This window comes from bacterium (genome assembly GCA_035419245.1).
In the GTDB taxonomy this organism is placed as follows: Bacteria; Zhuqueibacterota; Zhuqueibacteria; order Residuimicrobiales; family Residuimicrobiaceae; genus JAKPUX01.
The window spans coordinates 1-16075 of sequence record DAOLSP010000016.1 but is presented as its reverse complement, the minus strand read 5'-3'; the positions used below and the strand labels follow the sequence as shown (position 1 = coordinate 16075).

Annotated in this window: 13 protein-coding genes; all 13 read left to right on the top strand. The window is 59.2% G+C overall.

The window, feature by feature from the left end:
• Window positions 1-23: 23 nt before the first annotated feature.
• Window positions 24-524 carry an NADH-quinone oxidoreductase subunit B family protein gene (locus PLH32_14700; GenBank protein HQJ65860.1) on the top strand — a complete coding sequence of 167 codons (501 nt, stop codon included), beginning with the start codon at window positions 24-26 and terminating at the stop codon, window positions 522-524.
• Window positions 525-652: 128 nt separating this feature from the next.
• Window positions 653-2701: a [Fe-Fe] hydrogenase large subunit C-terminal domain-containing protein gene (locus PLH32_14695; protein HQJ65859.1), complete on the top strand. Its 2049-nt coding sequence runs from the start codon at window positions 653-655 to the stop codon at window positions 2699-2701.
• A 22-nt stretch (window positions 2702-2723) separates the two neighbouring features.
• Entirely contained in the window at window positions 2724-3173 is a 450-nt protein-coding gene (locus PLH32_14690; GenBank protein HQJ65858.1) for a response regulator, read from the top strand.
• Window positions 3174-3187: 14 nt separating this feature from the next.
• Window positions 3188-3604: a response regulator gene (locus tag PLH32_14685; protein ID HQJ65857.1), complete on the top strand. Its 417-nt coding sequence runs from the start codon at window positions 3188-3190 to the stop codon at window positions 3602-3604.
• Window positions 3588-5075 carry a response regulator gene (locus PLH32_14680; protein HQJ65856.1) on the top strand — a complete coding sequence of 496 codons (1488 nt, stop codon included), beginning with the start codon at window positions 3588-3590 and terminating at the stop codon, window positions 5073-5075. The genes PLH32_14685 and PLH32_14680 overlap by 17 nt, the downstream gene beginning before the upstream one ends.
• Before the next feature lie 39 nt (window positions 5076-5114).
• Window positions 5115-5456, top strand: coding sequence for a DRTGG domain-containing protein (locus PLH32_14675; GenBank protein HQJ65855.1), 342 nt, complete (start codon window positions 5115-5117; stop codon window positions 5454-5456).
• 35 nt (window positions 5457-5491) lie between these two features.
• Entirely contained in the window at window positions 5492-5971 is a 480-nt protein-coding gene (locus PLH32_14670; GenBank protein HQJ65854.1) for a ferritin family protein, read from the top strand.
• Window positions 5972-6157: 186 nt separating this feature from the next.
• Window positions 6158-9430 carry a glycoside hydrolase family 38 C-terminal domain-containing protein gene (locus tag PLH32_14665; protein HQJ65853.1) on the top strand — a complete coding sequence of 1091 codons (3273 nt, stop codon included), beginning with the start codon at window positions 6158-6160 and terminating at the stop codon, window positions 9428-9430.
• Between the two features lie 27 nt (window positions 9431-9457).
• Window positions 9458-10864 (top strand): GDSL-type esterase/lipase family protein, encoded by a 1407-nt coding sequence (locus tag PLH32_14660; GenBank protein ID HQJ65852.1) that lies wholly within the window; start codon window positions 9458-9460, stop codon window positions 10862-10864.
• Window positions 10861-12192: an MFS transporter gene (locus PLH32_14655; GenBank protein ID HQJ65851.1), complete on the top strand. Its 1332-nt coding sequence runs from the start codon at window positions 10861-10863 to the stop codon at window positions 12190-12192. The genes PLH32_14660 and PLH32_14655 overlap by 4 nt, the downstream gene beginning before the upstream one ends.
• Window positions 12193-12207: 15 nt before the next feature.
• The gene (locus PLH32_14650) at window positions 12208-14238 is read left to right on the top strand and encodes a family 20 glycosylhydrolase (GenBank protein HQJ65850.1); all 2031 of its coding nucleotides are present in this window, start codon (window positions 12208-12210) and stop codon (window positions 14236-14238) included.
• Window positions 14239-14341: 103 nt separating this feature from the next.
• Window positions 14342-15139 carry a phosphoribosylaminoimidazolesuccinocarboxamide synthase gene (locus PLH32_14645; protein HQJ65849.1) on the top strand — a complete coding sequence of 266 codons (798 nt, stop codon included), beginning with the start codon at window positions 14342-14344 and terminating at the stop codon, window positions 15137-15139.
• On the top strand, window positions 15136-16075 hold a 940-nt coding region (locus PLH32_14640), incomplete at its 3' end, for a hypothetical protein (protein HQJ65848.1). The genes PLH32_14645 and PLH32_14640, both read left to right, overlap by 4 nt.

Here is a 16075-nt window from a genome sequence, read left to right as displayed (position 1 = left end):
TGAATTGAAACGGGAGTTGTATCATGCTGAAAAAACTGGCTGCCAAGGCTTTTCCCCGGGCGTTGTGGGTCTACCACACCAACTGTGCAGCCTGCAATGGCTGTGATATCGAGATCATCAATGTCCTCACGCCCTACTATGACGCCGAACGCTTCGGCATCAAGCTGGTGGGCTCGCCACGCCACGCCGATGTCCTGTTGGTGACCGGCGGGGTATCCCGGCAGGTCGCTCCCGCGCTGACGCGGCTGTATGAAGCCACGCCGGATCCCAAGCTGGTCTTCGCCATAGGTTCGTGCGCCTGCGGGGGGGATGTCTTTTACGACAGCTACAACATGTACGGTGGTGTGGACAAGGTTATCCCGGTCCAGTTTTATGTCTCGGGCTGCCCACCACGACCTGAAGCGATACTCTATGGCGTCGCTGTGGCCTTGGGACTGGCACCCAAAAAGGTGGCGAAAAAGGTGAGCAGCGATCTGCCCGATTCCGCGGATTTCAACCCGCCGATGCTCGACCTGCGCAAATAAGTTTGCGTTCCTTGTTCTTTTTCGTTAATTTAGCGGCAGAGACTCGCGATTGGCGGACACCCAGTATACCCGATCCGGTGGACGTAGAGGGCAGGACGAGTTTACGGCACCGCAACCATGGGTACCCGATGGATCCCATCGTAACCACCATAGAGAACCGCTGCAAGCGCTGCTATTTGTGCGTTCGCCGCTGTCCGGCCAAGGCCATCCGCGTCGAAAATGGCCAGGCCAAGGTGATGGCGGAACGCTGCATCACCTGTGGCTACTGTGCGCGGGTTTGTCCGCAGGGGGCCAAGCGCATCCGCGATGGGACAGTGCACACACGGGAACTCTTGGCGAGCGGCCGCGAGACCATCGCCCTGCTGGCGCCTTCCTTTCCCGCCGCCTTCACCGATGGGCGTCCTTTGCAGGTGGTGGCGGGTTTGCGCCAGATCGGCTTTTCACGGGTTTATGAGGTGGCGCTAGGGGCGGATCTGGTGGGCGCCGAGTATGCCCGCCTCAGGGAAACCGGCATCATGCCCATCATCATCACCTCGCCCTGCCCCGCAGTCGTTAATTTTATCGAAAAGTACTATCCCGAGCTGCTGCTGATCCTGGCGCCTGTGGTTTCGCCGATGATCGCCCTGGCGCGGCTCATCCGCACCCAGTGGCATCCTGATGCCCACATCGTCTTCATTGGCCCCTGCATCGCGAAAAAGCGCGAGATGGAGGACCCCAAAACCGGCGGCGTCATCCAGGAGGTCCTCACCTTTCAGGAACTGGCGGCGCTGTTCCGTGACGGGCAAATCGTGCTTAACAAGCTGCCGGATAGCCCCCTGGATGGCCCGGAGGCGGGTATTGGCCGGGCCTTTGCCATCTCCGGCGGCCTGCTGGATACAGCCGGAATCCCCGGTGGCACCCTGCAGAACAAGGTCATCGTCACCGAAGGCCGCGATCGCGTGCTCGAAGCGATCCGCAAGGTCGCTGATGGGAACATCGAAGCGCAGTTTCTCGACTTGCTCTTCTGCGAGGGCTGCATCAACGGACCGCAAATGGACAACGAGCTTTCGGTCTTCATCCGCAAGGACCGGGTGGTTCACTTCCTCCATCACTCGGAGGAGAATGAACCCTTCGAAAAACGCGAGCACTGGAGCAAAAAGATCAAGCCCGTCGATCTGAGCCGCGATTTCACCTGGGAGGAGATCTCGCTGCCCCTGCCCTCGGAGGAGGAACTGGCCGAAATTTTGGCGATCACCGGCAAACTTACACCGGAGGATGAACTGAACTGCGGCGCCTGCGGCTATCCAAGCTGCCGGGAAAAGGCCATCGCCGTCTATCAAGGCATCGCCGAGGCGGGGATGTGCCTCCCCTATCTGATCGACCAGCTGCAAAAGACCGAGAGCGAGCTGACCGCCTCCAATGTGGAGCTCAAACATTCACTCGAGACCCTGCGTAAGACCCAGGCCCAGCTGCTTCAGTCGGAAAAGATGGCCTCGGTCGGCCAGCTTGCCGCGGGTGTGGCGCATGAGCTCAACAATCCTCTCGGCGGTATCCTCATCTATACGAGCCTACTGCTCGAGAAGAGCGCCCGGGATGCCCAGGAGACCCAGGACCTTGAACTGATTCGCGCCGAGACCGAGCGCTGCAAGAAGATCGTCCGCGGCCTGCTCGACTTTTCGCGGCAGACGCGCATCGAGGCCGCTATCGTCGACCTCAACCAGATCCTCGGCAGCACCCTCGCACTGGTGACCCAGCAAGCGATCTTTCACAATATCAAGGTTGAGAAGGAACTTGATCCCTCTCTGCCCAAGGTGTTTGTCGACGTCGGCCAGATCCAGCAGGTGCTGCTCAATATCATCCTCAACGCCGTTGAGGCAATGCAGGATCGTGGCACCCTGACCATCAAAACCCTGCATGATGCGGAGAGGAAGCAGGTTCTGCTGCGCATTCGCGATACCGGCTCGGGAATGACGCCCCAAGTCCGCGAAAAAATCTTCGAGCCCTTTTTCACCACCAAGCCGCGCGGCGTCGGGACGGGGCTGGGGCTCTCGATCGCCTACGGCATCATGCAACGCCACAAGGGGGATATTCTGGTACAGAGCGCTCCGGGGGAGGGCAGTGAGTTCACGCTGGTCCTGCCGGAGGGGGAGGAGATGGTGCTGGCGGATGCGGAACTGGCCGGTATAACGCAATCGTGAAACTGGTAAGGAGAGAGCTGTCATGGCGGAACAGGGAAAAATATTACTGGTCGACGATGATCCCGATTTTAATATGATCAACCGAACCATTCTCGAAAGCGATGGCTATACGGTCGAGGAGGCGCGGGATCCGGAGAGCGCCTGGGAGAAGATTAAAAGCTGGCAACCGGATCTGATCTGCCTCGATGTCATGATGCCCACCGGCACCGAGGGCTTCCATTTCGCCTACCGGGTGCGGCGCGACCCGGCCACCGCGCACATCCCCATCATCATGATCACCGCCATCCATCAGCACAGTGACTTCCGGTTCTCCACCGAGGATGGCGAATATCTGCCGGTGGACGAATTCGTCGAAAAGCCGATCAAGCGCGAGGTTTTGCTCGCCCGGGTCAAGGCCTTGCTCGCTGCAGCCCGTCCCCAGCTCCCCCGGCCGGCTGATGACAAGGGCATCGGCTTGAAAAAGGAATCCTAACCGGGACCCTCTGCATGAAAGAAAAAAAGCGCATACTCCTGGTCGATGACGATCCCGACTTTGTCGAGATCAACCGGATGATCCTCGAGGCGGCAGAGTATGAGGTCGATGCGGCCGATTCTGTCGCTCGCGCATTGCAAATGCTCAATGAGGCGGACTATGACGTCCTCGTCATTGATCTGATGATGGAAGAGCGCGATTCGGGATTCACCCTCACCTATGCCGTTCGCAACGATGAACGGCTGCGCCATCTACCGATCCTGATGCTGACCTCGGCCCAGGAGAAGACCGGCTTCAGTTTCCAGTTCAGCGAGGATAAGGAGTGGATGAAGGTGGATGATTTCGCCTCCAAACCGCTCAAACCCGCCGATCTGGTGGCGCGTATCGGCAGACTGATCACGAAAGGCGTCGCGCATGATCCAGAGCCGTGACGCCCGTATTCTGGTCGTGGATGATGAGGAGATCATCCGCATCGGCTGCCAGCGCATCCTGCAAAGCCCCAATTTCAAGGTCGATCTGGCGGAGAATGGCCGCATCGGTTGGGAGATGATCCAGAAGAGCCCCTACGACATGATTTTGGTCGATCTGATGATGCCCGAGATGGGCGGTCTAGAGGTGCTGGAAAAGGTCCAGGGATATGACGATCAGATCATCACCATCATCATCACCGGTTTTGCCACCATCGAGACTGCTGTCGACGCCATGCGCAAAGGGGCCTACGATTACCTCCCCAAGCCTTTCTCGCCGGATGAGCTGCGTACCAAAATCCGGCGTGGCCTGGAGAAACGCTGGCTCCTGCTCGAAGCGGAGGCCTTGAGGCAGGAACGTGACCGCAACCTGCTCGAACTCTCCAATGAAAAGTCCCGCACCATGACCCTAATCAACTGCATGAGTGAAGGACTGATTGCCACCAATCGTGCCGGAAAGATCGTTTTGATGAATCCCGCCGCGCAGCAGCTTCTCAACCTTAACATGGAAAATTCCGTGGGCCTGACCGTGGAGGGCTTGCTGGGGAATCCGGAACTGGAAAAGCTCATAGCCGGCGAACTGGAAAGGGTGACCCGCACCGCCTCCATGACCCGCGCCGAATTCGCTGCCGCCGAAGGACGTTTCCTGCAAGCCAATACCGCCCCCCTGCACGATGACAAGGGCGAACTCTGGGGCACGGTGACCGTGCTGGTCGACATTACCGAAGATAAAAAACTGGAGCAGCTCAAGAGCGATTTCGTCAACCTGGTCAGCCACGAGCTCAAGTCCCCGGTGGCGGCCATCGCTGGTTACCTCAATCTCATCCTCGACGGCCTCACCGCCGGCCATCCGGAGAAGGAGAAAGAGATTATTACGCGCTCACGCGACAAAGCCGAGAGCCTGCTGCTGCTGATCAATGACCTTTTGGAGATGTCGCGGGCCGAGCGCCACGCCGCCGCCAAGGTCATGGAACCGGTTCAGCTTGGCCCCATTCTGGAGGAGACCCTGCAGTTCTATCAGAATGAGGCCACAGCGAAATCACTAACGGTCACTCTTGAGGGCGTGGAGGGGCTGCCGGAGGTGGTCGGTAATCGGGATGACCTGGCGCGGCTTTTCGCCAATCTCATCAGCAACGCCATCAAGTATACACCGCCGCAGGGACAGGTCAAGGTGTCCGGGCGCCACCGAGACGGCCATATCGAGATCGCGGTCACCGATACCGGCATCGGCATGTCCAAAGAGGATTTGCAAAAGATCTTTGGCGAGTTTTTCCGCGGCCGAAACGCTCTGGCGCGCAAGATCTCCGGCACCGGCCTTGGATTGGCCATCTGCCGGCGGATTATCGATGACCATCACGGACAGATCACCGTCGAGAGTGAACTCGACAGAGGCTCCACGTTTAGCGTCATCCTGCCGGCGCGATCCGGTCAGTAGGCTTTTGCCGGACTGATCCTTTGCAGAAGGAAGAGAACCATGCAGCTCAGCCAGATCATCCAGGAACTGGATTGCAGAATACTCAGCGGCGATCCCGGGCAGCCGCTTGAGGTGAGCACTGCCTGCATCTCAGATATGCTCAGCGATGTGATGGCCAAGGCGGTCAAGGGCTCGCTCTGGATCACCAGCCAGACGCATATGAATGTCATCGCTATCTGCTTTTTTAAAACCCTGGCAGGCGTCATCTTGCCGGACGATCTCATCCCCGACGACACCGTCCTTGCCAAGGCGCGAGAAAAGGAGATCCTTGTGCTCTCCACCTCCGCCACCGCTTTTGATACCGCAGGCAAACTGTATGCCCTCGGCTTGCGCGGCAAATAGGGTACAAGCAGCCGCAACCTGAAGGAGAAAAGAGAATGGCCAATCTTTTCCTTGCCCATGAAATCATCACCATGAATATAACTGAGGAGCACAACGGCGCCGCCTTCTATGCCGCGCTTGCCCAGAGTGCCGAAAGCCCGGCCCTGCGCAACACCGCCGCGGCCATCGCTCAGCAGGAAAAAGTACACGAAGAGCGCTTTGCCCGCCTCGCCGAAACCCTCGAACCGCCGGCGGCGGCCGAAAGCTACGCCGGAGAATATGAAGCCTATATCGAACAGCTCTGGCAGCACAAGATGTTCAGCGACGAGCAGGACGCGATCGATACCGCGGCTAACTTTGATGATCTGACTGCGGTCGAGTTCGCCATGCAGACCGAAGAAGCCACCCTGGCCTTGCTACGCCAGCTCATCCAGCACGTCGATCCGAAGGAGCAACAGGTGGTGCAGGAGACCATCACCGAGGAAGAAGGCCATATTGACCAGCTCCGTCTCGTGCTCCACCAGCTGCGGACCTGAAGCCAGCGCTGTACGCGGCCTGGATGCGAACACCTCTCCAGTCCGCCTCGGGCTTTTCGAATCCGGCCCAATAGATTGATCCTGCAGGATTCCTCCCGCGGCCGCGAAAAAGATTTGCCCCCTTGCCAAATTTTTCCTATCTTTCACTCTGACAGTCTGCATACCTTTCCCCCCCTGGAGGCCTTGATGAAACCATTCCGCAGCCTTGTGCTCGGCATGATGCTGTGCACTCTCGCCGGTTCGGCCCAATCCCCGGTTGACCAGCTCTGCGCCCGGCTCGAGCAGCACGCTCTGTTTTCTGTAGCAGACTGGAAATTTATTCCAAAAGTGACCGCCGATGGTATGCAGCCCGGCTGCGACGACAGCGCTTGGCCCGCCATCATCTTCAACCAGCGTTTGACGGCCGATTCGGCCTGGATGCGCGCCACTTATACCGTCCCCCCGCAGATCATGGGCCAGCCGCCCCGGGGCAAGCTTGAAATCGCCTTGGAGGTCGATGACGCGGGCGTTTTCTTTGTCGATGGCCAGAACAAGGGACGTTTTACCTGGAACGGCCGATTCACCCTTGGCGAGAATATAGCCTCCGGACAGCGCTTCAGCCTGGCGATCAAGGCGATCAATACCGGCGGCCCGATGCGGCTGCTCTCGGCCCGACTCTACTACCAGGAGATGGCGCCATACACTCAGACGATCGAGAACTATATCCTCAGCCTGCGCATCGGCCAAAAGCTCGTCAGCGGCGACACTTACCTCCAGGTCGGCCGCACCCGCCGCGATGAGGGGATTGACCACAGCATTACACCGGCCGCACGGCGCGCCACTTTACGACAGCAGCTGGATCAGGCCGCAAGCCTGGTCGATACCGCCGCGCTCGAAGCCGGCCGTTTCGTTGATTTTAATGCCTCGTTACAAAAGTCCCGCAAAGCCCTGCAGCCGGTGGCGAAATTCGCCAAGGAGTTTACCCTCGTCCTCGACGCCAACGCTCATATCGACTGCGCCTGGCTCTGGCGCTATCCCGAGACCATCCAGGTGACGCGCAATACCTTTACCTCCGTCCTCGACATGATGGTCGCCCGCCCCGATTTCACCTATACCCAAAGCCAGGCCCACCTCTTCTGGTGGATGGAAAATCTCTATCCCGACCTCTTCGCCCGCATTCAGTCCCGGGTGCAGGAGAAACGCTGGGAGATCATCGGCGGGATGTGGGTCGAGCCCGACTGCAACCTGATCTCCGGCGAATCCTGGGCGCGCCAGCTCCTGTACGGTAAAGCTTATTTCCGCAAGAAATTCGGTGTCGATGTCACCACAGGCTGGAATCCCGACTCCTTCGGCTATAACTGGAATATGCCCCAGTTCTACCGTGAGGCGGGGATCCAAGCTTTTATCACCCAGAAAATCGGCTGGAACGATACCAATATGTTTCCATACCGGCTCTTCTGGTGGGAAGGACCGGATGGCAGCCGCCTGCTCACCTATTTCCCCTACGATTACACCAACGCCCTGACCGATGCCTACCAGCTCGCCGACTGGCTGCGCCAGTTTGACGCCAACACCGGCCTGAAAAGGATGCTCGTCCTCTACGGTGTCGGCGATCACGGCGGGGGACCCACCCCCGAGATGCTGGACCAGGCCGAGTATTTTAAAAAGCTCGATATTTTCCCCACGGTGGTTTATGGCACCGCTCAAACCTACGTCGACTGGTTGTACAGCCATGATCTCAGCCAATTGCCAGTCTGGAAGGACGAGCTCTACCTGGAGTACCACCGCGGCACCGCCACCACACAGGCGGCAACCAAAAAGAACAACCGCGAGAGCGAGATCCTCTTCGGCGAGGCCGAACAGCTCGCTGCGGTCGCCGCCCTTCAGGGGCAAAGCTATCCGCGCCGCGACCTGCGCGAGGGCTGGCGCGGACTCCTCTTCAACCAGTTTCACGATATCCTGCCGGGCTCGAGCATACACGGCGTCTACCGCGATGCGGCGGAACTCTATGCCGCCTGCAAGGAGATCGGCCGGCACACCCTGGAACAGTCGCTCGATTTCTTCGCGGCCAAGGCAGCCGCGCCGGACGCCCGGAACACCATCCTGGTCTATAATCCCCTCGCCTGGGAGCGCAGCGACCTAGTGACCCTGGATCTCCCGCCCTCGGCACCGGAGAATCCAGCGGTCTTTGATGCCCGCGGCAGCGAGCTCCCTTCGCAGTTCATCCCCGCCGGGGAGGAGATCCCCGGCCAGCAGGCCGGCTCCGGACGCTATCTGCGCCGCCTGATCTTCATCGCCCGGAATGTCCCGGCCGTCGGCTACGCCCTCTTCACCCTGCGGCCACGTGCCACCGCCGCTTATGCCACCTCGCTCAAGGCCGCGGAGCACATCCTCGAGAGCAACCGTTATCTCCTCGAAATGGATGATCATACCGGCTTTATCAAGCGAATCTACGACAAGTCCCTGAGCCGCGAGGTGTTGCGCGGAGCTGGCAATGAGCTCCAGCTTTTCAAGGATACCCCTGCGCAATGGGATGCCTGGGAGATCGCCTTGGGCGAGCGCTATGCCCCGGCGTTCCGTAGCATGAAGGTTATCGAGAGCGGGCCGGTGCGCATGGTTTTGCGCGCCGAGCATGATTTTCTCAAGCCCGGGGTGGTCAAGGAGATGCCCACGCCGGATAATCCTGACAGCTATTTCACCCAGGATATCATCCTTTACGACAGCCTCTACCGTATCGATTTCGTCACCCAAGCCGACTGGTGGGAGGAGCACGTCGCCCTCAAGGTGGCTTTTGCCGTCAATGCCGACGATACCGCCGCTACCTTCGAGATTCCCTTCGGTACCATCCGCCGGCCGGCGACGCGCCGCACCGACTGGGAAAAAGCGCGGCATGAGGTCAATATGCAGAAATGGTTTGACCTCTCCGATCCGGCAAATGACTACGGTGTGACCTTGCTTAACCGCGCCAAATACGGTGGTGATGTCAGGGACAATATCATGCGCCTGACCCTGCTGCGCGCGCCGATCTGGCCGGATCCCCTCGCCGATCGCGGCAAGCACCGCATCGAATACGCTCTGCTGCCGCACCGGGGCGGCTGGCGGGAGGGCGGCAGCATGCGCCAGGGCTACGAGTACAATTATCCCCTGCTGGCGCGCGTGGTCTCCGGCGGCACCGGCGAGCTTCCCGCTGCCCTCTCCTTCGCCAGCGTCGACGCCCCGAATGTAATGTTGCATACCATCAAGTGCCATGAGCCGATCGACGGCCCCGATTCGGCGGCGGACAAGATCTGGATTCTGCGCCTGTTTGAATTCGCCGGCAAACCCACAGACGCGGTCATCCGCCTGCCCCGGACAGTTAAAACCGCCTGCCTATCCAATTTTATGGAGGAGCAAGGCCCGGCCTTGACCGCCACCGGTGACAGGGTGCGCATCCATCTCGCGCCGAACCGTATCGCCACGCTGCGCGTGGAGTTTGAATAAACGATTCATCTTGTGAAAGAATACCACATGCACTTCTGCAAAAGAATCATCGCAACCCTGCTGCTGGGTGCCACCCTCCTCTTCGGTCAGGATCTGCTCCTGCAGGACCAGGAGGTCGTCGTGACCCTGGGCAACAGCATCACCGAACTGGGCGAGAATCCCGCCGGGTATGTGAATCTGATGCGCAAGAGCCTGGCCGTGCTCTATCCCGAGCGCCGGATCTACCTGGTCAACGCCGGCATCAGCGGCCATAAATCGACGGATATGGCGGAGCGCTTTCAGCGCGATGTCCTCGATTTCAAACCCGCCTGGGTGACCATCAGCGTCGGCGTCAACGATGTCTGGCATGGCTTTCTGGCCAGGGAGCGGGGTTGGACCCAGCTTTCCGCTGTTCCACTGGCGGTGTACAAGGAGAAGGTGGTGGAGATGGTGCGGCGCGCCCAGGCGCAAAACATCAAGGTCGCCCTCTTCACCACCACGGTGATCAAGGAAAACCTCGATTCGCCAGAAAACCGCGCACTTGTCCCTTACAATCAGGCTTTGCGGGAGATCGCCAAAAAAGAAAAGTGCCTGCTCGTCGATCAGGATGCCGCATTCCGCAGGGTACTCCAGCCCCTGCAGAAACCGGGAATGAGTGACCGCGGCATCCTGACCTATGATGGCGTCCATATGCTCCCCGCCGGGGATGGGCTCATGGCCCGAACCGCCCTGCTGGCTTTCGGCGTGTCCGCCATCCGCCTCGATCAGGGCAAGGGGCTGATCGAACCGGCCGTGAGGTCCGAACAAGAAGCCCTCAAACAATCCCTCGCTCGCTATGCGGAGACCAATGCCGAGGCCGGACTGCCGCGGCCGGCGGAAAAGCGGGTGGTGTTTTACGGTTCCTCCTCGGTCGATAACTGGAATCTGGCCCAGGATTTCCCGGGTGTGCCTATCCTCAACCGCGGCATCGGCGGCGAGAGCACCCATCAATTCTGGCTGCGATACCGCCAGGATGTGGCCCAGCTCAAACCGGCTGCCATGATCCTCTTTTGTGGCAGCCTCAACGACCTCTGGCCGGACAAGCGGATGAACCTGGACGAGAGCCGCGCCAATATCGCCCGCCTTTGCCGCATGGCGGCCTCCCAGAACATTCAGGTCGCGGTCGGCGCGATCATGCCGGTCAATGATTACCTCTCCGGCAAGGAAGCCGCCTTGGCCACCCACCCCATCGGGCAAATCCAGGCGCTCAACCGCTGGATTCAAATGCTCTGCGAAAGGGAGGGGTACCAGTATCTTGATTTCTACACCACCGTGGCGGACAGCACCGGCAAGCTGCGCCGGGAACTGAGCGACGACGGCATGCACTGTAATGCCGCGGGTTACACCCTGTGGAAGCCCCTGGTGGCGACCACGCTCAAGAGCTGGCAAATCACCCCTAAACCTGGAGAACTATGAAAAGCAAATTCCCGGCGACATTCTGGACCGCCAATACCGTCGAACTCTTTGAACGCGGCGCCTACTACGCCGTGGCCTCGTTCGTTGTCATCTATCTCAACGAAACCCTGGGCATGGCCCCGACCAAATCGACCTTTCTCAACGGTACCCTGCTCTGGGGATTGATCTATTTTCTGCCGATTCTCAGCGGCACGCTCGCTGACCGCTTCGGCTTTAAAAAATCCCTGGTGCTTGCTTTCCTGCTGATATCCTTGGGCTACCTGACCATGGGCTCTCTACAAAGAACTTGGCCGGCGTTGATTGGCGGCGACCCGAGCCGGATCGATTATACCCTGCCGGCTGTGGCTGGCATCCTCCTGATCGGCATCGGCGGCAGCATCGTCAAACCCTGCATCTCCGGTACGGTGCAAAAAACCTCTGGCAGCAATACCACCTTTGGCTTTGCCATTTTTTACATGGTGATCAACATCGGCTCAATGCTCGGCCGCACGGTTTCCTACTTCGTGCGCACCCATTATGGCATACCGGCTATCTTTTCCTCAGTGGCCACCACCTTTGCGCTCATCGGCCTGCTGATCGTCCTCTTTATTTACCGCGAGCCGTTGTATCAGCAGCCCCAGGCGGCTTCCGCGGTTCAAAAACCCAAAAGCGCCGGCGAAGCCCTCAAGGAGATGGTCATCGTCCTGGGCAAACTGCGTTTTGTATTTTTTCTCGTCGTCATCAGCTTTTTCTGGTTCATTTATGTCCAGATCTATAATCTGATCCCGCTTTATCTGCGCTTTATCGACAAGGAGGCTCCGGTCGAGCTCTACACCCTGATGAATCCGGTGATGATCGTCTGCTTTCAGCTGTTGTTGACGCGATTCTCCAAAGCCTGGAGCCCACTCAAGTCGATCATGGCGGGTGTCGGTGTCACCGTCGTCGGCATGCTGCTCAATATCATTCCGAGCCTGACGAGCGGCGGTGCCCTGCAGCCCATAGCGATCGGCTCGTTTGCAATGCCACTGGCTGGCCTCTTCATTCTCATCTCCATTGCTTCGATGGCCGTCGGCGAAATGTTCGCCTCGCCGCGTATCTACCAGTATATCGGTGCCATTGCCCCGAGAGGGCAGGAGGGACTCTACCTAGGATACGCCAACCTTCCTATGGCTCTGGGGACTATCGTTGGCGCCCCGCTGGGCGGCTATCTGTTTGAATCTCTGATCAGGAATCCCGCCGACCAGGGGCTGGCCACCCGCGCTCCGCTGATGTGGACCGTTGTGGCCTTGATGGGGATCGTCTGCATGGCCGGTCTATGGTTGTATGATCGCATTATGTTAAAGAAATAGCACAAGAGGAGATGTATGAAAAAGCATGTACTGATCGGGATTGTGGGCCTTTTCCTCTCCTTGCCCGCCATCCTTCCGGCTGCTGCAACCCTGGACCTCATGCCGCTGCCCGAAAGGGTGACCCTGGCCGAAGGCCAGTTCCGCCTCGATGCCGCCTTCACCACCGTGGTAACCGGGCCGGCTGAACCGCGGCTCTACAGCGCTGCGACCCGCATGCTACGCCGCCTTTCCGGACGGACCGGTCTTTTCATGACCCAGGATGTCATCACCGCCAGCACGCGAGTGGAGCAGCCCTCACTGACGATCACCTGCCAGCGGCCCGGCAAGGTCGCTCTCGGCGAAGACGAATCCTACTCCCTGACCATCTCCCCGCAAAAGATCGAACTGCATTGCGTCACCGATCTCGGCGGCCTGCGCGGTCTCGAGACTCTCCTGCAGCTGTTGCAGGCTGATGCGCAGGGATTCTACTTTCCGGCCCTCACCATCCAGGACAAGCCGCGCTTCCCCTGGCGCGGTCTGATGATCGATGTCTGCCGTCACTGGCTGCCCCTGGAGGTGATCAAACGCAATCTCGACGGCATGGCAGCGGTCAAAATGAATGTGCTCCATCTCCATCTGTCGGAAGATCAGGGATTCCGGATCGAGAGCAAACTCTACCCGGAACTCACACGGCTGGGCTCGGATGGCTTTTTTTTCACACAGACGCAGATGAAGGAGATCATTGATTATGCCGATGAACGCGGCATCCGTGTGATTCCAGAATTCGACATGCCCGGCCACACCACCGCCTGGTTTGTCAGCCATCCCGAGTTGGCCAGCGCTCCCGGCCCCTACACCATCGAACGGCGCTGGGGTGTCTTCGATCCCACCATGGATCCAACCAAAGAGAGCACCTACAAGCTGCTCGAACGTTTCCTCGGCGAAATGGCGTCGCTTTTCCCCGACCCCTATCTGCATATCGGCGGCGACGAGAACAATGGCAAACAGTGGAACGCCAGTCCGGCCATTCAGGCCTGGATGAAGCGGAACGGCATCAAGGACAACCATTCGCTGCAGGCCTATTTCAACAGCCGTTTGCTTAAGATTCTCAGCCGACATGGCAAGAAGATGGTCGGCTGGGACGAAATCCTTCATCCGCAGATGCCCAAGACGATCGTCATCCAGTCCTGGCGTGGACCGCAGTTCCTAGTCAAGTCCGCCCGTCAGGGCTATCAGGGCATTCTCTCGAATGGCTATTACATCGACCTCATCCAGCCGGCCTCTTTTCATTATCTCAACGATCCGGTGCCGGCTGATTCCGCTCTAACTCCGGACGAGGCGGCACGCATTCTTGGCGGCGAAGCCACCAGCTGGGCTGAGCTGGTCACCCCGGAAACGGTCGATTCGCGCATCTGGCCGCGTACCGCTGTCATCGCCGAACGTCTCTGGTCGCCCGCTTCGGTGCGCGATGTCGATGACATGTACCGCCGGATGGAGATCCTCTCCCCCCGGATGGAGGAGCTGGGACTGACCCATATCAAAAATTATGAGATGATGCTGCGCCGCTTGACTAACCAGCAGGAGACCAGTGCATTGCGGACCTTCACGGATGTGGTCGAGCCGCTCAAGCTCTATGCGCGCCACAGCCAGGGCGTGACCTATTTGCAGCACTCCCCTTATACCCGGGTTGTCGATGCAGCCCGGCCGGAATCGATGACCGCCCGGGCCTTCGCGAGCCATGTTGCCGCGTTTCTCGCCACGCCTTCAAGCCCGGAGGGGGACACTGTGATGAATCAGCTCGCCGTCTGGCAGGAAAACCATGCGCGGCTGCTACAGATCATGGAAAGGGCGCCGGCGATCCGCGAGATCGAGAGTCTCTCCCAGGATCTCGCCGATCTGGCGGCTTTGGGCCTGCAGGCCGCCGAGGCGATCCAGGAGGGCCGGAAACTCGGTTCTGATTGGGCTTTTTCAAAGCAGATCGTAGTTGACCGGGCCAAAAAGTCACGCGGCCAGGTTGAGTTGATGGTCGTCGCGCCCATCGCCCGGCTGATCCAGGCGGCAGAATAGATCGGAGTCGGCCCGGGCACTCGCTCCTGCCCGGGCCCGCAGAGCCGGTTCCTCCGGGTGGAAGATGCCCGGAAAAATACGAGACCAGCGGAAAGGAGAAACCATGTCCCCTGATTTTGCCAAACTGCAAAAACTCAATGAAGGCAAGACCAAGATCATCTATGCCAATCCGGATGACCCGGCCACTGTCTTCATGCTCTTCAAGGATGACATCACGGCCGGCGACGGCGTCAAGCATGATGTCATCACGGGCAAGGCGATGGTCGACTGGCAGACCAACCGCGATATTTTTGAGTATCTCAATCGTTGCGGAGTCCGCACCCATTATCTCGCTACGCCCGGCGAAAAGGTCGCACTGGTCAAAAAACTCGATTTCAAGATCAATCTCGAGGTGGTCAGCCGCCGCGTTGCCGCCGGCTCGATCGTCCAATGGGGCAAGATTGCACAGGGCACCCGCTTTGACCCGGTCGTCACCCAATTCCACTATAAGGATGATCCTCTTCACGACCCCATGCTCGATCCCGGCTATGTCGATTACCTGATCAACGACAAGGGGGCGTCGGAATACCGGCAAATGCAAGAGATCAATGCCCAGGTTTTTCTCCATCTCGAAAAGGCCTTTGCCCATTTTAAAATCCAGTTGATTGACTTCAAACTCGAATATGGTTTGATCGGGGGCGTCGTCTATCTGATCGATGAGATCACCGGAGGCTCTTTCCGGTTGTGGCCGTATGCCAAGGAGCACCCCGATCTCAACAAGGCCAATGTTCTGAGCGAACTCGATCCGGCAGGACGCCTCGACAAGGACACTTATCGTATGGGCGGCGCAACCGACACCGTCCTAGCCAAATTCCAGCAAATTGCCGCCATCACATCGCGTTTTAAGGAGTTACCGTTTTGAGCCGGATCTCGTTTGTGATCAGTATCGTGCTATCCTCCTTGGGCGCTGGGAGCACAGCGTCCGCCGCTTCCTCCCAGGATAGTACGGCGCACTTCGACGGTGCCAGGGCCCTGAGCTATATTCAGGAGCTTTGCCAGCCCGGTTATGCCGGCCGTTACACCGGTACCGTCGCGGCGACTCGAGCGGCCGAATGGATCGGCAGTCGTTTCGCCGCCTGGGGCTTGACGCCGGCCGGCGATGACCGCGACTGGCTGCAATTCTATCCCATGATCGTCACGAAGCAGCTGGAAAGGGCTCAACTGATTTTGCGGGATGGTGAATATGGTGCGGTGGTGTACCAGGAGGGGAATGATTTTACGGTTTATATGAATTCCGGCTCGGGGCAGGTGACTGCGCCGGTTCTGTTCATAGGCTTCGGTATCAGCGAGCCCGCACTGGGCCGCGATGACTATGCCGGCATAGACGCCCGCGGCAAGATTCTCCTGATTTACCGTGGTTTGCCGGCCGGCGACCAGGATTGGGAATTCACCAACGAGCGCGACTACAAGATGCGCGTGGCCGCATCCCACGGCGCAGCAGGAGTGCTGATGCTCGACCACGGCGACTGGCCCATCCGCGGCGGCACCATCCACGAGGAGGGCTATTTCGCCAACCTGCCGGCCTTCAATATTTCTAAAAAGGTCGCCCGCGACCTCTTTGCCGGCAGCTTTCATGACCTCGATGCCGTCATCCGGGATCTACCGCAAAGGGCCAATTCATTCCTCCTGCCGCGCACCTTGCAGCTACGATTGCGGATGAGGCGGATCGAGCCGGGACGCGGCGAGAATGTCGTCGCTCTGCTGCCTGGCGCCGACCCGGTCCTGCGCGAGGAGTATATCGTCCTCGGCGCCCACATGGATCACATTGGCGCGGGTCGGGATGGCCATCTCTACTTAG